This window comes from Pseudomonas sp. NPDC088444 (assembly GCF_044900175.1).
Lineage (GTDB): Bacteria > Pseudomonadota > Gammaproteobacteria > Pseudomonadales > Pseudomonadaceae > Aquipseudomonas.
Map to the genome: position 1 here is coordinate 287,140 of NZ_JBJDNK010000001.1, position 23,334 is coordinate 310,473.

The window sequence follows — 23,334 nt, forward strand, 5'->3', positions numbered from 1 at the left end:
GGAGCGAATTCATTCGCGATACGGTTTCACTAACGACAAATCCGCGTCGGCTGAACCGCCCTCTCGCGAATGAATTCGCTCCCACGGGGCATCTGCGTCTATGACTGCGTAGTCGCCAACGCCAATAACCGCTGCGCCCGCAATAACACAGGCGCATCGACCATCTGGCCATCCAGTTGAAACGCCCCGGCGCCATTGGCAGCAGCACTGGCATCGACCACCCGCTGCGCCCAGGCCAAATCTTCGGCGCTGGGCGCCAGCGCCGCGTGAATCACCGGCACTTGTTTGGGATGAATGCACAGCACGCCGCCGTAACCCATGTCGTAGGCATGACGAACCGCCCGATGCAGGCCGTCCGGGTCGCCGATGGCCGGGTGTACACCATCCAACGGTGGCGCCAGGTTCGCCCCTCTGGAGTGCAGTTGCACCGACATGCGCGCCTGATCGAGAAACAGCTGCGCGGCGGGAGTGCCGCTGTTGAGGTTCAGGTCCAGCGCCAAGTCCAACCCACCGAATGACAGGCGTTCGACACCCGGCGCATGGGCGACCTGCTCCAGCGCCAGTAAACCTTTGGCGCTTTCGATGATCGGCAATACGGGTTTACCGGTGGCGTGCACCGCCACCACATGGGCCGCACTTTCGACCTTGGGCAGCAGCACGCCGACCACGCCGTTGTGCTGCGTGCAAAAGGCCAGGTCAGCGAGATGCTCGGCGTGGTCCGGCGCGTTGACACGCACCCAGACAGAAGATTGAGGATTGCTTTGTAGAAAAGCCGCCAGGTTGTCGCGGGCCTGACGTTTGAGGGGTTCTTCCACGGCGTCTTCGAAATCGACGATCACCGCGTCAGCGCCCGCGGCCAGCGCCTTGGCGAAACGCTCGGGTCGGCTGCCGGGCACGAAGAGCGCGGAGCGGATGATGGATGGTGGCATGGTGGCTTCCTTGTTAATCACAAACGGCTGGTTTGGTGCACACGGTCTTTGTGGGAGATTCTATGTTGGCCGATCAACCGCTTTCGTCGGAACGCCGCCCGCACCAAGGCGGCTCCCACAGAATCGATGTCGGTCCTGAATTCATGGCTCGACACCGAGCAGTGTGGGAGCCAGGCGCCAGACAAATTGGCGATGTGTCAAACCACCCCGGCGTCACTCATCCGCGCCTGTTCCTCAGCGCTAAACCCCAATTCGCTGAGGATACTCGCCGTATGCTGCCCCAACCCCGGCACGCCGTCCATGCGCGGGGTGAACGCTGCGTTGCGCCCTGGGGGCAACAACGACGGCAACGGGCCGGACGGGCTGTCCACTTCACGCCAACTGTCGCGGGCCTTGAGTTGCGGGTGCTCCCACACACCGTGCATATCGTTGACCCGGGCGTTGGCAATCTGCGCGTCTTCAAGGCGTGCTACCACCTCATCCAGACTCAACGCCGCAAAGCCATCGACAATGATCTGCCGCAGCACCTCGCGGTTTTCCGAACGCTTGAAGTTGGCCGAGAATCGTTCGTCAGTGGCCAGCGCCTTGTCCAGCAGGACCTTCTCGCAGAACAGCGCCCATTCACGCTCGTTCTGCAAGCCGAGCATGATCGTGCCGCCCCCGCCGGTGGGGAACGGCCCATAAGGGTAGATCGTCGAGTGCGACGCCCCGGCCCGTGGCGGTTGGGGCGCGCCGTTGTAGGCGTAATACATCGGGTAGCCCATCCACTCCACCAGGCTTTCCAGCATGCTGACGTCGATACGGCTACCCTCGCCGGTCTTGTCTCGCAGCAACAGCGCCGAAAGAATACCGGTGTAGGCGTACATGCCCGCCGCGATGTCGGCAATGGAGCAACCGGCCTTGGCCATGTCGTTTTCGCCGGGGCCGCCGGTCACCGAAAGAAAGCCGCCCTCGCTTTGAATCAGCAGGTCATAGGCTTTCTTCTTTTCATACGGCCCGCCTTCGCCGTAGCCGGACACGTCGCAGACGATAAGCCGCGGGAAGCGTTCATGCAGCGCCTCGAACGACAGGCCCATGCGCGCAGCGGCGCCCGGCGCGAGGTTTTGCACCAGCACATCGGCCTGGCCAAGCAGGGATTCAAGAATGTCGCCCGCGGCGTCCTGTTTCAGGTCCAGGGTCAGGCTTTCTTTCGAGCGGTTGGTCCAGACGAAGTGCGAGGCCAGGCCATCGACACGCTGGTCGTAGCCTCGGGCAAAATCACCGACGCCGGGACGCTCGACCTTGATCACACGGGCGCCGAGATCGGCCAGTTGCCGCGTGCAGAACGGCGCCGCAATGGCGTGTTCCAGGCTGATGACAGTGATGCCGTCCAGAGGACGGGGGTTTTGTTGAGTCATGCTATTAACCTCTTCCCATGATCGTTACCACGCGGAGCGTGGGAACGATCACGTATGTGCTATCAGATCAAATCCGCCAGATCCCGCGCATCGCGCAGTTGCCAGACCCGCTCGGTCAGCGCCTTGCCCTGCGCCACCGTGCGAGCACCGGAGAACGCCAACAGGCGCTGGACCTTATCTTCCAACTCCGGCCGCGACAGGGTGTTGCCCGGGTCGCCTTTCGGGTCGTCGATAGCGGCGCTCAGGGTGCGGCCATCGGTGGTGGTGACGATCACCCGGCCCAGCCAGCGCGCGGGATAAGCACCGTCGACTTCAGGGTCCAGCTCCATCGTCACTTTCTCGCGGAAGGCCGCAACGGCGGCATCGGTCAGCGCCAGATCGCGGAATTCGATCAATTGCGCACTGCCATGCACAGCAATCAGGCCCAACACCGCACCCATCGAAAACTTCGCCTGATGCACGGTCTGAGGCACATCCACTCGGCCCAACACATCGATGGCGCCTTGATGAACTCGGGTCACGACCTTGGCAATTTGCTCATGGCTCAGCCCTTCGCGCTGCATCAAGTGCAGCAGTGCATCGGCGGCGGGATGGGTGTGACGACAGGAGGCGTGGAACTTGAACGAGGTCTCGACCAACGCCCAGCGCGAACCCAGCCGATCCGACAGCTTCGACGGATCGCTGTCGGTGGACATCCCCGCCGCCATGCCCTGTTCGCCTTCCAGAATGTTGCGCGCACCGGTCAGGCCGTCGGCGGTCATGTACGCCGCCAGCAAGCCATCGGCAGCGGCCTTGGCGGTGTGCAGTTGTTTCGAGTCCGCCGCATCACGCAGGAACTCCCACAACCCCGCCGCTTGCGTGCCAGCGGTGCCGAGCAGGTTGATGAACTGTTCCTGATTGAAGTCCAGCAACTTGCCCACCGCAACAGCCGCCGCCAGCGTGCCGACCGTGGCCGTGGTGTGAAAGATGCGGTAGTGCGAACGGCCCATAAACTCGCCGATGCGGATCCCGGCCTCATAACCGGCCACCGACGCCAACAGGAAATCCTGCCCGGTCTTGCTCAGTTCCTGCGCCGCTGCCAGCACAGCTGAAAACACCACCGTCGCTGGGTGCAATACCGAACTGTTGTGCAGGTCATCCTGCTCGACCAAATGCGAGGCTGCCCCATTCACCAACGCCGCAAAATACGCCGTGGTATCACGCCCGCTCACCAAAATCTTCGCCTTGCCGCTCGCAGGCCCCATGCGCTCGGCGTAGCGCTCGAAAATCGGAATCGGCCGCGCGCCCTTGCTCGCCAGTGCCGAGCCGATCCAGTCCAGAAACAGGTCTTCGGTGCGGTCGAGCACGTGGCCGGGAATCTGCTCGTATTTCAGCTCGGCAAGAAAGCCCGCTAACGCTTGAGTGTGGGTCATTTCTAAATCCTCAGAAGCTGCGTGGCAGTTCGAGCAAATGCTCGGCGACGTAGGAAAGAATCAGGTTGGTGGAGATCGGCGCGACCTGATACAGGCGGGTCTCGCGGAATTTGCGCTCCACGTCGTACTCGTTGGCAAAGCCGAAACCGCCGTGGGTTTGCAGGCAGGCGTTGGCCGCTTCCCACGACGCCTTGGCCGCAAGGTACTTGGCCATGTTCGCGGCAGCGCCAGCGTTCTTGCCGCTGTCGTATTCCTCGCAGGCGCGCCAGCGCATCAGGTCCGCCGCTTCGATTTCGATGTGGGCCTCGGCAATCGGAAATTGCACGCCCTGGTTCTGCCCGATCGGGCGGCCGAACACCACGCGATCGCGGGCGTACGCGGCAGATTTTTCGATGAACCACCGGCCATCGCCAATGCACTCGGCGGCGATCAGGGTGCGCTCGGCGTTGAGGCCGTCGAGGATGTACCTGAAGCCTTTGCCTTCCTCACCGATCAGGCTGCTGGCAGGCAATTCGAGGTTGTCGAAGAACAGCTCGTTGGTTTCGTGGTTGACCATGTTGGCAATCGGCTGAACGGTCAGGCCGTTGCCGATGGCTTCGCGCAGGTCGACGAGGAAGATCGACATGCCTTCGGATTTCTTTTTCACGTCCGCCAGCGGCGTGGTGCGTGCCAGCAGGATCATCAAGTCAGAGTGCTGGATGCGCGATATCCAGACCTTCTGGCCGTTGATCACGTATTTGTCGCCCTGTTTGACGGCGGTGGTCTTGATTTTGGTGGTGTCGGTGCCGGTGGTCGGTTCGGTCACGCCCATCGATTGCAGACGCAGTTCGCCGCTGGCGAGTTTCGGCAGGTAGTAGCTTTTCTGCGCTTCGCTGCCGTGGCGCAGCAGGGTGAACATGTTGTACATCTGGCCGTGCACAGTGCCGGAGTTGCCGCCACAGGCGTTCACTTCTTCAAGGATCACCGAGGCTTCAGCCAGGCCCAGACCCGAGCCGCCGTATTCGGTGGGGATCATCGCCGACAGCCAGCCCGCGTCAGTCAGCGCCTTGACGAAGGCTTCCGGGAAGCCCTTCTCTTCGTCGATCTTGCGCCAGTATTCAGCCGGGAATTCAGCGCACAGGGCGCGCACGCCTTCGCGGATGGCATTGAGGTCTTCGTTATCGTATGGACTCATGGTGTTCACTCGCGTCTGCCAAAAGCCCCGTCGCAAGTGCGGGGCTGGCCATGCCTATATAAAGGAAGAGATTTGGATCGAACCCGGCTCAGTCAAAAAGCACTTCGGCACTTTGCGCGACACCGGCTTCGTTGCCTGCCCACAACTGCGCCTTGCCTGGCTCGCTGATGCGGCCACCGACACGGAACGGCGTCGGCACGTTCAGCGGGCGCATGCCGCGATAGGCGAAGTGGCGCACGCGTTTGTCCGGGTTGGCACGGATGAACGCTCGCAGGTTGAACGTCGCGATCATCGGCCCGTGCACCACCAGCCCTGGGTAACCTTCGGTTTCAGTGACGTAGGGGTAGTCGTAGTGAATGCGATGGCCGTTGAAGGTCACGGCGGAGTAGCGGAACAACAGGGTTGGCGTCGGCTCGACGGTCTCGCTCCAGTCGCCCTGCTCTGGCGCTTCACCGCTGTTGAGTTTTGGCGGATTGGGTTCGCGGTAGACGATGTCCTGCTCTTCACGTACACACAGCTCGCCGTTTTGCGAGTAGTCGTGGCGCAGGGTGACGAACAGCAGCGAACCCGTGCGGCCATGCTTTTCTTCAATGTGCAGGATGGTCGACAGGCGATGGGCATCGGCCCCGACTTTCAGCGGCTGAATGAACTCGACCCGGCCGCCGGCCCACATGCGATTGCGGTTGTCGGCGGGTGGCAGAAACCCGCCGCGAGCAGGATGGCCATCAGCGCCGAGCTGGGCTTCGAACACCGGTTCTTGAAAGAAGCACCATTGCCACAGCGGCGGCAGCGCCTCGCCAGCGGCAGGCACGGGTTCGCCAAACGTGGCAGCGATACGCTTGATCAGGTTGTGACTCAGGTGATCCTGCGCCTCTTCGGACCGTCCGATCCAGGCACTGAAATCCACCGGCGAATCTGAATCACTCATGGGGGAGCAGCCTCTGCGTTTGTTGTTATGGGCCGATCATGCGAGCGCGCGGGCATTCTGTGAATTTGCATTTGCGTATACCGGCGTTCATGTATGCTGAACGCGATCCTTCCAATGACAACAACATCCGGACCCCACCATGCACTTCGACCTGGCTGACCTGCGCCTCTTCATCCACATCGGCGAATCCCCCAGCCTGACCCAGGGCGCCCGCCGCGCCTTTCTCTCCCCTGCCGCTGCCAGCGCACGCATCAAGGCCCTGGAAAACCAGCTCGACACCCGACTGCTGTACCGCGACAGCCGTGGTGTCGAACTGACCCCTGCCGGGCAGCGCCTGCTCAAGCATGCGCGATTGATCATGAGCCAGGTCGATTACCTGAAAAGCGAATTCACCCAGTACGGCACCGATTCGGCGGGCCACATTCGCATCTTCGCCAACACCACCGCCGTCACCGAATTCCTGCCCGAGGTGCTCGCAGGTTTTCTCGCTGAAAGGCCCGGCGTGACGGTCGATCTGCAAGAGCGTTTGTCGCGAGACATCGTGCGCGGCGTGCTCGACGGCAGTTCCGACATGGGCATCATCGCCGGGCCGGTTGAAGCGGCGGGCTTGCAGGTGATGCACTTCAGCACCGACCGCTTGGTGCTAACGGTCCCGGAAGGCCATGAACTGGCCGCCCAGAAAAAAGTGACCTTGAAGCAAACCTTGGCGTTTCAGCACATCGGCCTGCACGAAGGCAGCACGTTGCTGAGTTTTTTACGCGATCACGTCGAGCGGCTGGGGTTGAATCTGTCGTTGAGGATTCAGGTGTCGAGCTTTGAGGCCATCTGCCGGATGGTTGAGGCGGGGGTGGGGATCGGCATCATTCCCGAGTCTGCGGCGATGCGGCACAGCCGGACGATGAAGTTGGTGACGATTGAACTGGATGAACCATGGGCGGTACGCGAGCGGAGTATTCTAGTGCGGGAACTGGACGCCCTGCCGGGGGTGGTCAGGGCGTTGATCAACGTGTTGATGCCGGAAGCGACGCCCTCTCAGTAGGAGAGCCGTGCACTGACTGCCCCAACATCCGCAACCACTTCCCCGGCGGATAGCCGAACGTCTTCACGAAATGCCGCGTCATGTGGCTCTGATCGGCGAACCCGGCCATGGCCGAGGCATCGCTGAGGGACATGCCGCAGGAGATGGAATGGCGCACCAGATCCAGTCGTCTCAGGGTGAGATAGCGATGAGGACTGGTGCCGAACAGCACGCGAAAATCCCGGGACAGGCGCCAACGGTCGGTGTCGCTGGCCTGTTCCAATTCGTCGAGACTGACGCCCTGTTCGAGGCTCGCCAGCAGCAGTTCACGCGCTCGTTGAGCGGCGGCGTAATCCACGCTTTGTCGGCTTTTGCGCACGCCTGCGGCGTCTTGCAGGGCGATGGCGATGTCGTAGACAGCGTCGTCCAGTTCCAACGGGTCGAGGGACGAGTGCAGGTCGCGCAACAAAGCCTGCGAAGCCTTGAACAGACGCGGATCGCTCGACACGCCGCCTTTGATGAACGGCAGCGGCTTGCCGCCGAGTACCTGCTGGATCATCGCCGGTTCCAGATAAAACATCCGGTAACGAAAGCCGTCCTCGGTGCCTGCACGCCCATCGTGAGGTTCGTCAGGGTGCAGCACCATGGTCTGCCCCGGCAGGTTGTTCACCATGTCCTTACCGTAGCGAAAGCTCTGCACCCCGGACAGGGTGTGACCAATGGCGTAGGTGTCGTGGCGGTGCATGTCAAAGCCATGTCCATGGAAATACGCCTCGATGCGCTCCATCTGCGGCAAGGGTTCAGCACGCACGACCCAGTCTCGCTCGCAATGGGTCAGATGGGCTTCGCCGTTTGAGTATTTGTCCATGGCACAGGCTCGAAATCGAATTGACAGCAGGTGCACACAGATACCACTTGCCGCCGCCGTTGTGAATGCCCCGCCAAGCGACGAACGGCGCCTGCCGACCTTGTGACCGAACGGTTCTCGCACTCCAAGCCATTGGCAGTTATGCGATTATCCGCCTCTGATTCCAATAACAAAGTGCGCCCGGCCAGAACTCGGCATGAGGCTCGCCCCATCGAGACATGTTCACCCATGAATTACTTTCGCCGACTGCTCCTGGACCATCAGCTCAAACGCGCCCTCGCCCGTAACAAATGCCGACTGGACAGCGGAGTACGAGGGCTACGGCGAGACATGCGCCTGACCCTGGAACACGGCGTGAAGCTGCATCAGGTCAAGATCAACGCCCGCGAATTGAGCGTGGGCGCCTACACCGACATCGTCAGTGGCACCGAGCTGCAGAATGTTGCCCGCATCGGCCGCTACTGCTCCATCGCCCGTAACGTCACCATCGGACAGAACCGCAAATCGCACCCACTGGAATGGCTCAGCACTCACAGCGCGCTGGCCGCGCTGCGTCACGGTCAGGCTGAGCGACTCGCTACACCGGACGCGGTGAAACAGACGGTCATCGGCCATGACGTGTGGATCGGCATGGATGTGCTGATTCTGGAGGGCATCACGATTGGCACCGGCGCGGTCATCGGTGCGCAATCCCTCGTGACATGCGACGTGCCGCCGTATGCGATCGTCGTGGGTTCGCCTGCCAAGGTGCTGCGCTATCGCTTCGCGCCGCACATCATCGAGGGGCTGCTGGCCAGCCAGTGGTGGAACCTCACGCCGCCACAACTGGCCGAGTTGCCGATGGAGGATCCCGAAAAGCTGCTCGACGCCCTGAAGGGCGAAGCGATTCCAGACAGCCATCCACAGACGGTGACGGTGTGCAACAAGCCGTTTTCAGTGAGCCACCAATCGGCACGCGCCCCCGCTAGCCCGAGCGTTTCTCGCCCGCAGGCGCCTCATTCAACGCGTGCACCGCAGGTGCCTTCGCATTGAGCAATGCCTGTATGGCCTGGGTGTAGGCCTGTTTACCGAGGTTCATGCTGTTGTTGTGATTACCGCCGGGCACCATCAGCAGACTTTTTGGCTCTTGGGCGGCCTGAAACAGTTCTTCACTGAAGCGCGGCGAAACGAATTGATCGGCGCTGCCGTGGACAATCAGGACAGGCATGTGGATGTCGGCGATCTTGTCGATGGAATCGAACTTCTGCGACACCAGCCAGCGCACGGGCAAGGAGGTACGAGTGCTGGCCACCGAGGCGGCGACATCGGCCAGGTTGGTGAAGGTCGATTCGATAATCAACCCTCGCGCCTGAATCGGCTCGTCTGCGGTTTGCGCGTCCCGCCCAAGCTCGGCGGCCAGGTCAACTGCCACGGCGCCGCCCAGCGAGTGGCCGTAGATCAGGCGCTTGCGCGGATCTGGTTGCAATTGCTTCAAACGCGCCCAGGCGATGCGGGCGTCCTCGTACACCGACGCTTCCGAGGGCAATTGCCCTTTGCTTTCACCAAAACCACGGTAGTCGATGGCCAGTACGGAAAAGCCCAGCGCGTGCAATTGCTCGATGCGGAAAAACTGCCCGGTGAGGTTCCAGCGCGAGCCGTGCAGGTAAAGGATCGCCGGGGCGTCTTTCTTGTCGGCCAGCCACCACCAGGCGTGGATATTTTGCGAGACGCCAAAGGACGGGGCCTTGAGTTCCAGCTCCTGTACATCTGACGGAATGCCGTGATACCAACTGGCGGTGCCGGGTTCGATCATGAACACCAGCTCGCGCTCCTTGTGTTGCAAGGCCGCACAGCCGACCGGCAGACCGACGACGATCAGCAGCATGCACAGCCAGAAGAACCAGCGTGCTTTGAGGTGCGCCAGGGTGAGTTGCGGCATGGGGTGTCCGGTGTGAAGAAACAATGACACCGGCAGTGTGCCATTCATTGCCGTGGGTGGTCATGTCCTTCAGCCGAGCGGAGCCGCCGGGCCACGATCTTCCGGACACCCGGCGCCCTTCTGTGGGAGTGAGCTTGCTCACGAAAGCAGTGGATCAGATGAGGACATCGTTGACTGACGCACCGCTATCGTGAGCAAGCTCACTCCCACAGTTTCACGTACCGCCAGAGAGGATCAGTACTCCGAACCCAACGCCGGGGCGCCGCTGACAATGGCAATCCCGGAACTGGTGCCCAAACGTGTAGCACCCGCTTCGATCATCGCCACCGCGGTTGCGTAATCCCGCACGCCACCGGACGCCTTGACGCCCACGCCAGCCCCCACGACCTTGCGCATCAACGCCACATCGTCCAGGGTCGCGCCACTTTTACTGAATCCTGTGGACGTCTTGACGAACGCTACGTTCAGTTCGCGGCAGATTTCGCAGGCGGCAACTTTCTGCGCATCGTCCAGTAGGCAGGTTTCCAGAATCACCTTCAGCGGCACCGCGCCACAGGCCTGTTTGACGGCGGCAATGTCGTCGCGCACCACGTCCAGCAAACCCTCTTTCAGCGCGCCGACGTTCAGAACCATGTCGACCTCACCGGCACCGGCCGCAACAGCCTGTTGCGCTTCGAAGGCCTTGGTGTCGCTCAGCCCGGCGCCCAGAGGGAAGCCAACCACGGCGCACACCTTCACTGCCTGGCCTTTGAGCAGTGATGCGGCATACGGCACCTGTCCAGAGTTCACGCACACCGAATAGAATCCGTGCTCCTGCGCCTCACGGCACAACGTGGCGATCTGAGCGCGGGAAGCGTCGGCGGCCAGCAAGGTGTGGTCGATGTACTGCGCGAGGGCGGCGGGTTCGATCTTCATTGACTCATTCCTTCAAGAGCAGCGATTAGCGGTAAGCTTCGAGCAGCAAGCGAGGGTGATTCGCCCGCTGCTCAACATTGTTTGAAATATAACATATTGTGTTACTTTTACATCAAATCAATCGACAGCCGGGATGACCGTGGATAACAAGAAGTCCGACCGCATCAAACTGATTCAGCAAGCCTTGCAGGACCAGAAAGCCATTCACCTGCGTGAAATGGCGGCGCTGCTGGATGTCTCGGAAATGACCCTACGGCGCGATCTGGGCCGTCATCCCGAGAAATTCCACCTGCTGGGCGGGCACATCACACTGGCGTTCGATCCGTCTGAAGCCAGCGATTACAAAGTCACCGAGCAAGGCACGCGACACGTCGAGGAGAAGCGTCGTATCGGCAAACTGGCCGCTGCTTTCATCAAGCCTGGCGACACGGTGTTTTTCGATTGCGGCACGACGATTCCCTTCGTCATCGATTTCATCCCCGATGAGCTGGAATTCACCGCCGTGTGCAACTCCCTCAACGTGCTGCTCAAACTGCAACAAAAACCCAACTGCAACATCGTGCTGTGCGGTGGCAGTTTTCATCGCAAGAACCAAGTCTTCGAGCACCATGCTGAAGCGAGCATTCTGGATGGCATTCGTCTGACCTGGGCGTTCGTTTCCGCTGCAGGCGTCAGCGACGAGTTTGGCGTGACCTGCTTCAACTTCAATGAAGTGGAGGTCAAGCAGAAAGTTCTGCGCCAGGCCCGCCACTGCATGTTGCTGGCCGACCACTCCAAGTTCGACGCCGTGCGCACCGCGCATTTCGCAACGCTGGATGCCTTTCATGTGGTGGTCAGCGACAAGAAAGTGCCCAAGGTGTATCGCGATCTGATTCAGGGGTATGGGGCGCAGTTGGTGATTTAGTCAGACGTTGGATCTTCCGCGCCTGATCCACCGCCATTGCGAATGAATTCGCTCCTACAGGGCAACGTGTACCGTCAGCCAGAACGCGGTCACATTGTGGGAGCGAATTCATTCGCGACAGGGCCATCAGCGTTTCAAATCACTTTCCAGTTGCAAGAACTCCCCAGACGCCAGGTACCCCGTCGTCACACTGAACGACGCGCTCTCCCCCGCCGCCAATTCCCGCACATTGCCCTTTGCCTTTTCCGCCCGATAGCCCTCTGGCTCACAGGTCGAAGGCAGCACGAACGCAGCGACCTGCTGATCGGCGTTGTGCAGAATCCAGCGCGCGGCATGATCGAATTGGGCAGGCTTGTAGCGGGTGTAAAACGCCGCGCCATCTTGATGCGCGAGCAAAAAATGGGCGTCACCGGTGGCATCCGCTTTCACACCGTCGAAGAAGCAGACGATTTCCGGGTCGTACAATTCCGGGGTATTCAGCACCTGCAAACGCGCAGGATCTTCCGTCAACTCAGCCATGTACGCCGACCACGCGGGTGTGGGTTTCACGTGGGCCGGTACGCTGGTGCGCACCCTCGTCCTTTCAATACCCAAAGGCTCGACAAACCGGCCATTGGCGACGTACGCGTAGTTCATGTGCGCCATGTACATCAGCTCCATCGGCTTGCCTGCGAGGTTCTGCACGTCCATGTCGATGTCGAACAACGCCGAACCCGGACGCAATTTCACGCTGGGGCGGGCGCGGTAGTGGTCACCGAAGCCCATGACGTATTCGTACTCGCCCCCGACACGCAGAAACGCGCCGGTTGTATCTGTGCCGACCTCCAGCCAGGCGCTGTCCATCGGCGCGCAGGGCATTTCGCCGTGCAGCGGATGATCGTCTTCCGGCGTTGGGCAGCCGTTGCGCAGCAGGCCACTGTGGAACATGAAGCAGCCGTAGGTGCCGATGACCGTCGGGCTTGGGCGCGGCTGCTCGAACATGTTGCGCATGGTCAGGTCGCAGCCGTCGAAGACCGCCGACCAGATCATCTGCCCCTGATACGGCAGCACTGTCACACGGCCACGGTTGTTCTCCAATGCCAGGGCTTTCACGCCGCTGGGGTAGGTCCAGGCCAGCACGCGAAAATCAGCGGATTCCAGCAGCGTTTTTTCAACGCTGCCGAACAGTTCGGGATAGAGCGAAATAATCGTGCTCATGAGGCGGTCACCGCACCGACCGGCGCCGTTTCGCTGCGCGGATCACGCAGGCATTTGATTGCGTAGGCGACGATCACCACGAAACACAGCAGCGGCACGCTGTAGGCGATTTGCATGTTGCCGTGAGTGGCGTCGGACAGCAGGCCCTGGAAGATCGGCATCACGCCGCCGCCGACGATGCTCATCACCAGGAGCGAACCGCCAACGCCCGTGTCTTCACCCAGACCATCGATGGTCAGGCCGTAAATGGTCGGCCAGCACGGGCCGAGGAAGATGCTCACGCCCACCGCTGCGTACACCGCGCTGATGTTCGGCACCAGAATGGTGTAGGCCAGCAGCACGATGGTCAGCACGCCATAAATCGCCAACACCTTGGCCGGGTGCAGTTTGCGCATCAGCAGGTTGGCGATCATCTTGCCGACGAAGTAAGCGGCAAAGGTGGTCAGCAGGAACCAAGACGCACTGCGCTCGTTCATCCCGCCCATCTGCATGGCCAGGCGAATGGTGAAACTCCACACGCCGACTTGCGCGCCGACGTACAGAAACTGCGCCAACACGCCAAAGGTGAAACGCGGGTTACGCCACAGGCGCGACAGGCTCTGAGCCACGCCGCTCTTCTTGGCGATGTCCTTGATGTTGCCTTTGCACGCCGGGAATCTGGTGAAGGCGATCAGCACGAACATCAGGATCAGCACCGCGATCATCCATTTGTACGGCAGCAGTGTGGACTGGATCATGTCCAGTTGCTGAATCGCCGCTTCGGACGCGCTCATCTGGGTCAGTTGCTCGCGGGTGGCGTCGGTGTCCTTGAACATCACGAAGCTGCCCACATACACCCCGGCCATGGCGCCGAACGGGTGGAAAGTCTGAGAGATGTTCAGGCGACGGGTGCCGGTTTCACGCGGCCCCATCAGCGTCGAGTAGGTGTTGCAGGCGGTTTCCAGAAACGACAGGCCCGCCGCGATGACGAACAGCGCCATCAGGAACATCTCGTACTTGGCCATCGAGGCCGCCGGGAAGAACAGCGAGCAGCCCACCATGTACAGCAGCAGGCCGATGAGGATGGTGGTTTTGTAGCTGAAATGCCTGACGACCATCGCCGCCGGAATGGCCACGAAGAAGTAGCCCAGGTAGAACGCCGACTGCACGAACGCGGTCTGGAAATCGCTGAGCAGGAAGGCCTTTTTAAAGTGCGCGATGAGCACGTCATTCATGCTCGCGGCCGCCGCCCACAACGCGAAGCAGCAACACAGCAGGATAAAAGCGAACCACGGCGTGCGGTTCAGGTAGAACCCGTCCGGGGACTGTTGGAGCGCGGGCTTTGTCATTGTTGTTCTCCGTCAAATGCAGGAAATACCCCGCCCTGCCGGTCAGAAACATCCGGTCAGGGCGCGGCGGCTCAAGAAAGGCTTACAGCGTGTCGAGAAAGCGTCCGAACGTGTCGGCGTCCGGGTAGGAGCTCTGGGTGCCCAGCCCGGTGACCGAACAGGCGGAATAGGCCACGGCCTGGGTCATGGCGCGGCGCATATCGCCGTCTTCGCTCCAGTGGCGGGCGAAACAGCCGATGAACGCGTCGCCTGCGCCGGTGGTATCACGGGCATCGACCTTGATGCCGTCCACGCGGAACTCGCCCTCCTCGCCCACGTACAGCGCGCCCTTTTCACCGAGGGTCACGATGACGTGGCGAATGCCGTCCTGCGTCAACTGCAACGCGGCAGAACGGGCAGCCTCGAGGGAATCGATGGTTTGACCGGTGATCAGCGACAACTCGGTTTCATTGGGGATGAAGAAGTCCAGTTTCAGCAGGTGCTCACGGCTCAAACCTTTGACCGCAGGCGCCGGATTGAGCAGCACGGGGATGTCGTTGGCCTTGGCGAAATCGATGGCGTAGTAGACCGTTTCCAGCTCGATCTCCAGTTGCAGCACGATCAGCGAGCAATCACGCAAAGCCGCCTGGGCGGCGTCGATGTCAGCGGGTTTAAGGTGGGCGTTGGCACCTTTGACGATAAGAATGCTGTTGTGGGAATCGCTCTGCACGAAGATCGGCGCGACGCCGCTGGACACCCCCGGCACCCGCTGAACGAACTGGGTGTCGATGCCGAAGCGCTTGAAGTTGGCCAGGGTGTTGTCGGCGAACATGTCGTCGCCAACCTTGCTCAGCATCAGTATGTCAGCGCCCAGTTTGGCCGCCGCGACGGCCTGATTGGCACCCTTGCCGCCGCAGCCCATGGCGAAATCCGGCGCTTCCAGGGTCTCGCCCTGAACCGGCATCCGGTCGATGTAGGTGATCAAATCCACCATGTTGCTGCCGATGACCGCGATCTTGTTCATGTGTGTCATTACCTTGTGCACGCACCCACGGACCAAAAAAATCGAACCGCTTGGGCGTTATTATTTTTGTTATTTAAATAACATTTATTGTGACTATTCAACCTCTTTTTTGTAGGGGCTTCATCGCGCCACAGCAAAAACGGGCCAGATATCGCTGTCTGACCCGTTGAAAGCCCGGATTTAGAGGGGGTTGGACCATTGGTCTATAGAGACAGTCGGTGGTCGCAATCGTTTGCGATCACCCGATCATTGCGGTGCTGACGACCTGTGGAAAATATATGTTGCCTGGTTTCGACGCCGAAACTGTGGGAGCCGGCTTGCTGGCGAAAGCGCTGTGTCAGTCACCCCTGCTGCCACGGAGGTACCGCATTCGCCAGCAAGCCGGCCACAGGTTGGCGTTCTATCGGGCAAATTCGTTTGACCGAAAAGCGCCTTACATCAGGAAATAAAGCAAAAGGATATTCGCCACCAACATCGCCAACGCCGTGGGAATCTGCGCCTTGATCACCGCGTATTTATCCGGCAACTCCAGCAGCGCCGCCGGGATGAGGTTGTAGTTCGCCGCCATGGGCGTCATCAGCGTGCCGCAATAACCGGAAAACATGCCGATGGCCGCCATGACCGCCGGATTGGCGCCGTACATGCCGACCAGCACGGGGACGCCGATCCCCCCGGTCATCACCGGAAACGCCGCAAAGCCGTTGCCCATGACAATCGTGAACAGCGCCATGCCCAGCACATAGACCATCACCGCGATCAGCCGAAAGTCCAGGTTGATGTAGGCCGTCGCCAGATGCGCCACCGCCTTGCCGACACCTGCATCATTGAACACCAGGCCGAGCATCGCTAGCATTTGCGGCAGCACCAGCGCCCAACCCAACGCCTCAGTCAAACGACGGGACTCACGCATGGCCTGCACCGGCGTGTCACGGGTCAGCCAGCAGGCCAGAGCCAATGCCACCAGGCTGCCAATGCCCAATGACACGAACGTGCTGTTAGCCGGATCGAGCAGATACACGTCACCGAACTTGATGTTTTTCAGCAACACCGCGCCGATCACCGTCACCAACGGAATTGCCAGCGCGGGGATGAACAGCTTGTTCTTCAAGCGCCCTGCACTTTCGCGCCGGGCCTTGTCCGGCAGGTTGTCGTGCTGACCAAAACCCACCCCGCCAAGACCTGCGATCAGCGCCATCACCAGCACGCCGACGCCGACCCACACCGGCGGCAGGTGATCACCGACCAGAAACGCGACGGCGAACAGGCCCCAGAACAAGCCTGTGCTCCAACGCTTGGGATTGCTGCGGTCGGTGATCGTCATCACGGCGGTGATCGCCAGAATTACGCCCGCCAGCCAGTATAGGTATTGAATGGACAGAATCATGGCGTGACCTCCTGAGCAGAAACCGACGCCTGCGGCAAAGCCCTCAGTTCGCGGCTCAGGCGCTGGTCGAAACGATGCAGGCGAATGGCGTGAATCACAAAAGCGCAGATCGCTGTGGGAATGCCCCAGAACGCGATATGCATCGGGTCGACGTCGATGCCCGAACCGAGCAGGAAGGTGTGCATCAGGGCAATCGCGCCGAAGGCCACAAAAATGTCCTCACCGAAGAACAGCCCCACATTGTCGGTGGCCGCACACAGTGAGAGCAGTTTGATACGCAGAGCGTGCGGCAGTTTGCCGAAACGGGATTCGGCAGCGCCTTCGGCCATCGGTGCCAGCAGCGGACGGACCATTTGCGGATGCCCGCCCAGACTGGTCAGGCCCAATGCCGCCGTACTTTCCCGTACGAACAGGTAGGCGATCAGCAGTCGCCCGGCGGTGAGGCGGGTAAACCGTGCGATCCAGTTCTGCGCGTGAAGCCGTAGACCGTGGCGCTCCAAAAGGCCAATGACCGCCAGTGGCAGCAGGATGATCAGCGGCAAGGTGCGGGTTTTGATGAAGCCGGTGCCGATGGTGGCCAGAATAGCTTCCAGCGGCATGCTGGCGGCAAGACCGGTCGCCAGTGCAGCCAAGGCCACCACCAGCATCGGATTGAAACGCAGGAAAAAGCCCAGAACGATGACCAGCACGCCGAGCAGCGGCCATAGATTGATAGCGGTTTGCATGGTGAGAATCTCGTCTCAGTGAAGAATGTCTGGCGGGAACCACGCCAAAACAGGTTGAAATGCGACCCTGTGGGAGCCGGCTTGCTGGCGAATGCCGTACATCCGTGACATCAGGGGTGACTGCCACAGCGCTTTCGCCAGCAAGCCGGCTCCCACAAAGGGTTCCACACGGAGCCCTGCCCTTTACCAAAGCGGCACGGTGTAACTCACGATCAAACGGTTCTCATCCAGGTCATTGCCGAAGTTGGAGCGCACCGTCGCGTTGCGCCATTTCACCCCGAGGTTCTTCAGCGCCCCGCTCTGAAACACGTAACCGATGTCGGTGTTGCGTTCCCACTCCTTGCCCTCTCCCCCCGCTGCACGCTCGACGTTGTCCCCCGATACATAACGGCTCATGAACGTCAGCCCCGGCAGCCCCAACGCGGCGAAGTCGTAGTCGTAACGCAGTTGCCACGAACGCTCTTTGGCGTTGGCGAAGTCACCGATCTGAATGAAGTTGACCAGGTAAGGATCGCTGCCCGCGATGTAGGGAAACGGATCGTCCCCGGTCATCCGTTGGTAGCCGACGCCGAAGGCATGGGCGTTGAGTTTGTAGGTGAACATCGACCCGAATGCCTTGTTGTCCAGGTCGCGAAAGTTGCCGTCCTCTCGACTGCTGGCGTAGCGCAGGTCCGACTTCAGGCTCTGCCCCGCGCCCAACGGCAGCACATGCACCAGCCCGCCAAAATACTGCTGATAGACATTTTCCAGTTGTCCATAGTGGGCGCTCAGCGCCAGTTGCGGGGTGACCTGGTAATCGCCGCCGCCGAAGTTGAAGCTGTTGCTGGTGCCGCCGATGCGGTTGCCGGTCATCTGAGTGAAGTCACTGGAGCTGTTGGCCTTGATCCGGTCGATGTGGCCGCCCGTGAACGTGAAGTTGTTCAGTTCTTGCGAGGTCAACAGCCCGCCGCGAAAGGTCTGCGGCAACAGGCGAGTGTCGTTGGAGTTGATCACCGGGTCCTTGAAAAACAGTGAGCCGACTTTCAATTCGGTCTTCGAGACTTTCATCTTCGCCGTCAGCCCTAACTTGGCGTAGTCGTCCTGCGAGCCGCCCGATGACCGATCCGCAGGCAACAAACCGGTGCCCGCCGTGCCGTCCCCCGAATCCAGCTTCACGCCCACCATCCCCAGTGCATCCAGGCCAAAACCGACGGTGCCTGCGGTGTAGCCCGACCGCAGGCGCAACAGGAAACCCTGCGCCCACTCCTCGGCCTTGTCCCGGGCGCCTTCCTGACGAAAGTCGCGATTGAAGTAGAAATTGCGGCTTTCCAGTTCGCCTTTGCTGTCAGCGAAAAAGCCAGCCTGAGCGGTCACGCCGTAGGTAAGCGTGGCGCCGCCAAAGAGCAATGCGCGAATATATTTTTGATTGTTATGGGTCATTGAAGCCTCTTCCCGTGAGCGCGCAGCGGTGTCGACCGACTGCTTGGCAGAGCGCAGCTAATGAATGAGATCGGGCGCCTGGACACCACGACCCTGAAGGCTTGGCGCGTGGATTGCATCGGTGTCTACCGACGCGGCGTCGTGCCTTTCTCGTGTCGCCGAGCATCTTTCGGCAGACCGCCGCCTGCCGTCCAACGGGAAAAAACCGCTATGCCCCATAAGAAATTCTGTTCAGGCACCGTTCATCGCTCTCCATTGATTTGGAGACGATGAGTGACGCGGTAATCCTGTTCACTTTACACTTATGTCTCTTTCGCTAGTGTAGGGACCTGGAACTAGGCCCCCCTGTAGGCGGATAACCAAATAGTTCGTTCGAGAACCGATTTTTATCGACCGCTAAATATTTTTTCCAAGGAGCGCAAGACGTCCTCCGATTCACCACGCAACTTTCCTTCTTAAATCCTGAGCAATCAGTCAACAAACCAGGCCTTATAACAACACCGTCACCGGCCGACCGATCACGATACGGAATGACCATGCAGAGTATCTCTCCGGTTTTCGCGCAAGCGTTTATCGACGCTATTTGTCACGTCGAAAAAGGTGTTGAGCACCATCTAGTTCATTCGTCGGAGCAGGCGCGTGAGTTACCGCCACCGCCCCATGTCCCCATGAATGAGCTCACAGAATTCTTTACCCGAGCGCACCAGCAGAGTGGTAACGAAGATATCGGTCTGCTGGCCTATCACAGCGCGCATCCCGGGCATCTGGGCGTCTTGGGCTACGCCATCATGTCGTGCCCGACGCTGCACGACGCGCTGGCCAGGATCGCCGAGTACCATACCCTGATCGGAAGCGGCTTCAGCCTGTATCTGGAAGTTCACCCGACCGCGATGAAGATTGCCGGATTGTCTACCAGCCCGTGCAACACAGCGCTGCCACGGGCTTTCATCGACGCGGTGGCAGCCCTTACGCTCGGCCTGCTGCACTGGTTGGCGCCCAAGACCCGTATTGAGCCGATTCAAGCCGAATTCAGCTACCGCGAACCCACCGACAAGCGCCAACTGGAGCGACTGTTCGGCAACAACCTGAAGTTTTCCGCCCCGGTCACATCGCTGACCTTCCGACGCTGCGACGGCGAACTGCCGGTGGCGACCTTCGACCCGTCACTGCAGCAGATCCATGACGATTACTTGCGGCGGCGCCAACGAGAATGGCAAGCGGACGTGATCACCACGCGTCTCAGGCAACTCATCCTCCAATATTTGATTCAGGGCAAGACACTGGCGCTTGAGGAGGTGGCTCAAGGCATGGAAATGTCGGCGCATCAGTTATCCCGTGCATTGGAAAAAGAGGGGCAGCGCTTTCACAAAGTGCTCGATGAAGTGCGTCAGCAACACAGCCGTCATTTGCTGCTGAATACCGACCTGAGTCTGAAACAAGTGGCTTACTGCATCGGATTCAAAAACCAGAGCGCCTTCAATAAAGCGTGCGAGCGATGGTTTTCGATGTCGCCGGGAAGTTATCGGATCGAACAGGGGAACACCCCGGCCGATACCAAGTGAAACTCCGTTCAAGTTCCATCTCGCGAGGATCACTGATGCCCTTATTGTTATCCGCGAGCTGTTTTCGTTTATCCCGGGCCTGACGCCCCGGTTAAAACCTACCGCTTACACTGTACAACCCCGGGACGGGACTTGCCGTTCACCGGGGATGAACATTCAATGATGCTCAGACGCTTCAAATTCGCCACACGTATTCGACTGTGTTTTGCACTGGTCATCCTCGCGTTGATCGGGGTCGGTGCCTTCGCCATGTATCAATCCAAAGTGATCCGCCAGGCAAGTTTGGTGATTGAACAAGATGCCCTGCCGGGCATTGCCTTTGGCGATGACATCATTCTCGCCGTGGCCAAGGCACGCTTGAGCACCCTGCGCTTGCTGGTGTCCACCAATGAAGCGGCCCTGACCAAGAATTATCAGCTGTTGATGGATGACATCCGCGACTTCAAGACCGCACAAGAGGCTTACCGCCCGTTGGTTTCCACCGAACACGAGGGGCAGATTTTCAACCGTGTCGGCACGCTGTTCGATCAATACCGGGCGGGCGCCCTCAAGGTGCATGATGAACTGGCGCAAGGCCGCACCGCACAGGCTCAGGCGTTCATTGAAAATGAACTGACCACCCTTGCACAGCAGATGAATGATGCGTTGGGCGAACTGGAGCGTATGAACGACGCTTCTCAACAGGCAGCCAGTGAGTCGGGCGCTGCGGCTTACCGGATGTCACTGCAAGTCACGCTGGGGGTGATCATTGTGGTAACGCTGGGTGCAGCGCTCATCGCACACAGTTTGACTCGCAGCATCGCTCAGCCCGTTTCCCAAGCGCTGACGTTTGCCGAAAATATCGCGCAGGGCGATCTGCGGGCGACCTCTGAGCACATCGAGGAACAGGACGAGGCCGCTCAACTGCTGCGGGCGGTGATCGTCATGCGCGACAACCTCAGTGGCACGCTGGCAGGTGTCTACCACGCCGCAGGCCAGCTCTCGGCCGCCGCCGAGGAACTGAGTACACTGGTCAGCAGCAGTCACACCGATTTGCTGGCCCAGAACAGCGAAATCGAGCAGGCCGCCACCGCCATCACCGAGATGAGTCAAGCGGTGGACGAAGTGGCGCGCAATGCCTTGAGCACTTCCGATGAATCGAGGAGTTCGTTGCACCTGGCCCAGGACGGCCAAGAGGAACTCAACGCCACGCTGGGCGCGATCACGCGCCTGGACAGCAGCGTCAGCGGTGCTTCCGAACGCGCAGGTGTGCTGGCGAGCAACACGCTCGAAATCAGCAAAGTGCTCGAGGTGATTCGCTCTGTTGCCGAGCAGACCAACCTGTTGGCGCTCAACGCGGCCATCGAAGCGGCGCGTGCCGGCGAGGCCGGTCGCGGCTTTGCCGTGGTGGCTGATGAGGTGCGCTCACTGGCCCATCGCACCAGCACCTCGACGATGGACATCGAGCGCATGATCGGCCACATCCAGAGCGGCACCCGCGAAACCGTCACAGCCCTGACCGACAGTGCAACCCAGGCCGCCCAGACACGGGAACAGGCAGCGTCCGCCAATGCCGCGTTGCAGGGCATCACCACGTCGGTGAACCGCATCGATGAGCGCAATACCTTGATCGCCACCGCATGCGAGCAACAGGCGCTGGTGGCCAAGGACGTGGATCGCAGCATCATCCGCATTCGCGACCTGTCCACGCAGTCGTCCGTGCGCGCCGACCAGACCCGGGCGGCGAGCGAAGAACTGGCACAAATCGCGGTGGCGCTCAAACAGCGCCTTGACGGGTTTACCTTCCAATGACATGGAATGCTGCGATGGAACCGATCGACGAACTGACCCAAAGCCTGACCAGCCTGTTGGAGAGCATCGCCGGATCGCGTCACGATCTGGACATCCATGGCCAAAAGACCCTGCTCGACGCCCTGCGCCAATTGCTCAGAGCCACCGAGGCGCTGAACCTGAGGATGCAGGACATCCTCCGTCAGCAACATCAGGCGCAGCGCCCTCGACCTGCGCTACGCCTGGTGACGTAGCCGCTCGCACGGATTTGATCGGGCGTCCAACAAATAAAACCGTAGCGCTCGATCAGAATTTCCATTGTTTCACTGGCATGCAACCTGCTTTTTTCCCTGGCTGATGATCGCCGTTCGCGGTGGGCGTTGTGGCCCACGTCCCGTTCGGCGCCGCTCAATCGCTCAAGGAAAACGCTCGGTGAACCTCAAGTTTCTGGAAACCTTTGTCTGGGTCGCGCGGCTGAAAAGCTTCCGGCTCACGGCGGAAAAACTGTTCAGCACCCAGGCCTCTATCTCCAGCCGGATCGCCGCGCTGGAAGACGAAATGGGCGTGCGCCTGTTCGTCCGCGACTCCAAGGGTGTCTCGCTGACCACCGAGGGTGTGCGGGTGCTGGAATACGCCGAGCACATCTTAGACACGATGCAAAGCATGAAGGCGGCGATCAAAGATCCCACACAAGTGCGCGGCCGGATCCGCATCGGCGCCATGGATACGGTGATACACACCTGGCTCAGCCCGCTGGTAACACGGCTGATGAAGTGTTACCCGAATCTGGAAATCGAGCTGACCGCCGAGACCGCCAGCAACCTGTGCGCCCAACTGGAAAAGGGTTATCAGGACATCATTTTCCAGACCGACGTGCTGCGCTTCGACAGCGTGCGTAACGCCATGCTGGCACGCTATCCGCTGCATTGGGTGGTGCCCGCCGGATCCGCCTTCGACCGGCCAGGCGTAACGCTGGAAGAGATCGCCCAGGAACGGATCGTCACCTTCTCGCGCAACTCGCGGCCGCATCAGGACATCCTCAACATGCTGCACACCGCCGACATCATCACGCCGCGCATCAACTGCGTGAATTCGGCCTCGGCGATCACCCGATTGGTGCGAGACGGTTTCGGCATTGGTGCATTGCCAGTCACGCTGGTGCGCGGTGAGCTGGCCCAAGGGGTGCTGACGCGAATCGAAAACGTGCCCCTGCCACCGATGATGGACATCGTCGCCAGCTGGCGCACGGGCGCGGGCATGGAGCTGGTGGAAGACATCGTCGGCCTGACGCGGGAGGTGGTGGGTGAGTATGCGCGGGAGATGCCGGAGGGGTTTGTGCTTGAAGCGGGTGAGGATTGAATCCGCCTACCGTCCCTTATAGGGATTGAATCCCACCACCATCCCCTGTGGGAGTGAGCTTGCTCACGAAAGGAATGATTGGTCGCAGCATCTTTTGCGCCTGGCAGTCAGTCTTCGTGAGCAA

The 23,334-nt window shown here is 60.5% G+C and carries 21 protein-coding genes; 7 read left to right on the top strand and 14 right to left on the bottom strand.

Annotated features, from left to right (window positions below; genetic code table 11):
- Window positions 1-98: 98 nt before the first annotated feature.
- From ACI2KB_RS01530 to ACI2KB_RS01550, 5 genes are all read right to left on the bottom strand, one after another.
- Window positions 99-929, bottom strand: a complete 831-nt coding sequence (locus ACI2KB_RS01530) for an HpcH/HpaI aldolase/citrate lyase family protein (RefSeq protein WP_404630707.1) — start codon at window positions 927-929, stop codon at window positions 99-101.
- Between the two features lie 197 nt (window positions 930-1,126).
- Window positions 1,127-2,326, bottom strand: a complete 1,200-nt coding sequence (locus ACI2KB_RS01535; RefSeq protein ID WP_404630709.1) for a CaiB/BaiF CoA transferase family protein — start codon at window positions 2,324-2,326, stop codon at window positions 1,127-1,129.
- Window positions 2,327-2,388: 62 nt separating this feature from the next.
- Window positions 2,389-3,738 carry an MmgE/PrpD family protein gene (locus ACI2KB_RS01540; RefSeq protein ID WP_404630711.1) on the bottom strand — a complete coding sequence of 450 codons (1,350 nt, stop codon included), beginning with the start codon at window positions 3,736-3,738 and terminating at the stop codon, window positions 2,389-2,391.
- 10 nt (window positions 3,739-3,748) lie between these two features.
- On the bottom strand, window positions 3,749-4,912 hold the full coding sequence (locus ACI2KB_RS01545) for an acyl-CoA dehydrogenase family protein (protein ID WP_404630713.1): 1,164 nt from the start codon (window positions 4,910-4,912) through the stop codon (window positions 3,749-3,751).
- An 88-nt stretch (window positions 4,913-5,000) separates the two neighbouring features.
- Window positions 5,001-5,840 carry a MaoC family dehydratase N-terminal domain-containing protein gene (locus tag ACI2KB_RS01550; RefSeq protein ID WP_404630715.1) on the bottom strand — a complete coding sequence of 280 codons (840 nt, stop codon included), beginning with the start codon at window positions 5,838-5,840 and terminating at the stop codon, window positions 5,001-5,003.
- 139 nt (window positions 5,841-5,979) lie between these two features.
- On the opposite strand from ACI2KB_RS01550, the gene ACI2KB_RS01555 reads away from it, so the two are divergent.
- Window positions 5,980-6,879, top strand: coding sequence for a LysR family transcriptional regulator (locus ACI2KB_RS01555; RefSeq protein WP_404630717.1), 900 nt, complete (start codon window positions 5,980-5,982; stop codon window positions 6,877-6,879).
- On the opposite strand, the gene ACI2KB_RS01560 is transcribed toward ACI2KB_RS01555, so the two are convergent.
- Window positions 6,842-7,726: an AraC family transcriptional regulator gene (locus ACI2KB_RS01560; RefSeq protein ID WP_404630719.1), complete on the bottom strand. Its 885-nt coding sequence runs from the start codon at window positions 7,724-7,726 to the stop codon at window positions 6,842-6,844. The genes ACI2KB_RS01555 and ACI2KB_RS01560 overlap by 38 nt on opposite strands.
- 228 nt (window positions 7,727-7,954) lie before the next feature.
- Between ACI2KB_RS01560 and ACI2KB_RS01565 the strand changes: the two genes are divergently transcribed.
- Entirely contained in the window at window positions 7,955-8,758 is an 804-nt protein-coding gene (locus ACI2KB_RS01565) for a CatB-related O-acetyltransferase (protein WP_404630721.1), read from the top strand.
- Here the strand turns inward: ACI2KB_RS01565 and ACI2KB_RS01570 are convergent.
- Both ACI2KB_RS01570 and deoC read right to left on the bottom strand, forming a co-directional pair.
- On the bottom strand, window positions 8,691-9,644 hold the full coding sequence (locus ACI2KB_RS01570) for an alpha/beta hydrolase (RefSeq protein WP_404630723.1): 954 nt from the start codon (window positions 9,642-9,644) through the stop codon (window positions 8,691-8,693). The two genes, ACI2KB_RS01565 and ACI2KB_RS01570, sit on opposite strands and share 68 nt — an antisense overlap.
- 234 nt (window positions 9,645-9,878) lie before the next feature.
- Window positions 9,879-10,559, bottom strand: a complete 681-nt coding sequence (deoC, locus tag ACI2KB_RS01575) for a deoxyribose-phosphate aldolase (protein ID WP_404630725.1) — start codon at window positions 10,557-10,559, stop codon at window positions 9,879-9,881.
- A 133-nt stretch (window positions 10,560-10,692) separates the two neighbouring features.
- Between deoC and deoR the strand changes: the two genes are divergently transcribed.
- Complete coding sequence (deoR, locus tag ACI2KB_RS01580; RefSeq protein ID WP_404630727.1) at window positions 10,693-11,463, top strand: DNA-binding transcriptional repressor DeoR; 771 nt, start codon at window positions 10,693-10,695, stop codon at window positions 11,461-11,463.
- 126 nt (window positions 11,464-11,589) lie between these two features.
- Here deoR and ACI2KB_RS01585 read toward each other — a convergent pair whose 3' ends face one another.
- From ACI2KB_RS01585 to ACI2KB_RS01610, 6 genes are all read right to left on the bottom strand, one after another.
- On the bottom strand, window positions 11,590-12,660 hold the full coding sequence (locus ACI2KB_RS01585) for an aldose 1-epimerase family protein (RefSeq protein WP_404630729.1): 1,071 nt from the start codon (window positions 12,658-12,660) through the stop codon (window positions 11,590-11,592).
- Complete coding sequence (gene fucP, locus ACI2KB_RS01590) at window positions 12,657-13,988, bottom strand: L-fucose:H+ symporter permease (RefSeq protein WP_404630731.1); 1,332 nt, start codon at window positions 13,986-13,988, stop codon at window positions 12,657-12,659. Before fucP ends, ACI2KB_RS01585 begins: the two co-directional genes overlap by 4 nt.
- Before the next feature lie 82 nt (window positions 13,989-14,070).
- Entirely contained in the window at window positions 14,071-14,991 is a 921-nt protein-coding gene (rbsK, locus tag ACI2KB_RS01595; protein ID WP_404630733.1) for a ribokinase, read from the bottom strand.
- A gap of 433 nt (window positions 14,992-15,424) precedes the next feature.
- The gene (locus ACI2KB_RS01600; protein WP_404630735.1) at window positions 15,425-16,375 is read right to left on the bottom strand and encodes a DUF979 domain-containing protein; all 951 of its coding nucleotides are present in this window, start codon (window positions 16,373-16,375) and stop codon (window positions 15,425-15,427) included.
- Complete coding sequence (locus ACI2KB_RS01605) at window positions 16,372-17,100, bottom strand: DUF969 domain-containing protein (RefSeq protein WP_404630737.1); 729 nt, start codon at window positions 17,098-17,100, stop codon at window positions 16,372-16,374. The genes ACI2KB_RS01600 and ACI2KB_RS01605 overlap by 4 nt, the downstream gene beginning before the upstream one ends.
- A 183-nt stretch (window positions 17,101-17,283) precedes the next feature.
- Entirely contained in the window at window positions 17,284-18,519 is a 1,236-nt protein-coding gene (locus tag ACI2KB_RS01610) for an OprD family porin (protein ID WP_404630739.1), read from the bottom strand.
- A gap of 668 nt (window positions 18,520-19,187) precedes the next feature.
- On the opposite strand from ACI2KB_RS01610, the gene ACI2KB_RS01615 reads away from it, so the two are divergent.
- The 4 genes from ACI2KB_RS01615 (at window position 19,188) to ACI2KB_RS01630 (ending at window position 23,210) form a co-directional block, all read left to right on the top strand.
- On the top strand, window positions 19,188-20,081 hold the full coding sequence (locus ACI2KB_RS01615; protein WP_404630741.1) for an AraC family transcriptional regulator: 894 nt from the start codon (window positions 19,188-19,190) through the stop codon (window positions 20,079-20,081).
- 162 nt (window positions 20,082-20,243) lie between these two features.
- A complete protein-coding gene (locus tag ACI2KB_RS01620; RefSeq protein WP_404631707.1) occupies window positions 20,244-21,872 on the top strand; it encodes a methyl-accepting chemotaxis protein in 1,629 nt (542 codons plus the stop codon).
- A 14-nt stretch (window positions 21,873-21,886) separates the two neighbouring features.
- Window positions 21,887-22,105 (top strand): hypothetical protein, encoded by a 219-nt coding sequence (locus ACI2KB_RS01625; protein WP_404630743.1) that lies wholly within the window; start codon window positions 21,887-21,889, stop codon window positions 22,103-22,105.
- A 178-nt stretch (window positions 22,106-22,283) separates the two neighbouring features.
- On the top strand, window positions 22,284-23,210 hold the full coding sequence (locus ACI2KB_RS01630; protein ID WP_404630745.1) for a LysR family transcriptional regulator: 927 nt from the start codon (window positions 22,284-22,286) through the stop codon (window positions 23,208-23,210).
- Window positions 23,211-23,334 lie beyond the last annotated feature (124 nt).

What these genes read in the sequence shown, in the direction of transcription:
- ACI2KB_RS01530 (WP_404630707.1), bottom strand. Translation starts at nt 929, where the DNA reads ATGCCACCATCCATCATCCGCTCCGCGCTCTTCGTGCCCGGCAGCCGA.
- ACI2KB_RS01535 (WP_404630709.1), bottom strand. Translation starts at nt 2,326, where the DNA reads ATGACTCAACAAAACCCCCGTCCTCTGGACGGCATCACTGTCATCAGC.
- ACI2KB_RS01540 (WP_404630711.1), bottom strand. Translation starts at nt 3,738, where the DNA reads ATGACCCACACTCAAGCGTTAGCGGGCTTTCTTGCCGAGCTGAAATAC.
- ACI2KB_RS01545 (WP_404630713.1), bottom strand. Translation starts at nt 4,912, where the DNA reads ATGAGTCCATACGATAACGAAGACCTCAATGCCATCCGCGAAGGCGTG.
- ACI2KB_RS01550 (WP_404630715.1), bottom strand. Translation starts at nt 5,840, where the DNA reads ATGAGTGATTCAGATTCGCCGGTGGATTTCAGTGCCTGGATCGGACGG.
- ACI2KB_RS01555 (WP_404630717.1), top strand. Translation starts at nt 5,980, where the DNA reads ATGCACTTCGACCTGGCTGACCTGCGCCTCTTCATCCACATCGGCGAA.
- ACI2KB_RS01560 (WP_404630719.1), bottom strand. Translation starts at nt 7,726, where the DNA reads ATGGACAAATACTCAAACGGCGAAGCCCATCTGACCCATTGCGAGCGA.
- ACI2KB_RS01565 (WP_404630721.1), top strand. Translation starts at nt 7,955, where the DNA reads ATGAATTACTTTCGCCGACTGCTCCTGGACCATCAGCTCAAACGCGCC.
- ACI2KB_RS01570 (WP_404630723.1), bottom strand. Translation starts at nt 9,644, where the DNA reads ATGCCGCAACTCACCCTGGCGCACCTCAAAGCACGCTGGTTCTTCTGG.
- deoC (WP_404630725.1), bottom strand. Translation starts at nt 10,559, where the DNA reads ATGAAGATCGAACCCGCCGCCCTCGCGCAGTACATCGACCACACCTTG.
- deoR (WP_404630727.1), top strand. Translation starts at nt 10,693, where the DNA reads ATGACCGTGGATAACAAGAAGTCCGACCGCATCAAACTGATTCAGCAA.
- ACI2KB_RS01585 (WP_404630729.1), bottom strand. Translation starts at nt 12,660, where the DNA reads ATGAGCACGATTATTTCGCTCTATCCCGAACTGTTCGGCAGCGTTGAA.
- fucP (WP_404630731.1), bottom strand. Translation starts at nt 13,988, where the DNA reads ATGACAAAGCCCGCGCTCCAACAGTCCCCGGACGGGTTCTACCTGAAC.
- rbsK (WP_404630733.1), bottom strand. Translation starts at nt 14,991, where the DNA reads ATGAACAAGATCGCGGTCATCGGCAGCAACATGGTGGATTTGATCACC.
- ACI2KB_RS01600 (WP_404630735.1), bottom strand. Translation starts at nt 16,375, where the DNA reads ATGATTCTGTCCATTCAATACCTATACTGGCTGGCGGGCGTAATTCTG.
- ACI2KB_RS01605 (WP_404630737.1), bottom strand. Translation starts at nt 17,100, where the DNA reads ATGCAAACCGCTATCAATCTATGGCCGCTGCTCGGCGTGCTGGTCATC.
- ACI2KB_RS01610 (WP_404630739.1), bottom strand. Translation starts at nt 18,519, where the DNA reads ATGACCCATAACAATCAAAAATATATTCGCGCATTGCTCTTTGGCGGC.
- ACI2KB_RS01615 (WP_404630741.1), top strand. Translation starts at nt 19,188, where the DNA reads ATGAATGAGCTCACAGAATTCTTTACCCGAGCGCACCAGCAGAGTGGT.
- ACI2KB_RS01620 (WP_404631707.1), top strand. Translation starts at nt 20,244, where the DNA reads ATGCTCAGACGCTTCAAATTCGCCACACGTATTCGACTGTGTTTTGCA.
- ACI2KB_RS01625 (WP_404630743.1), top strand. Translation starts at nt 21,887, where the DNA reads ATGGAACCGATCGACGAACTGACCCAAAGCCTGACCAGCCTGTTGGAG.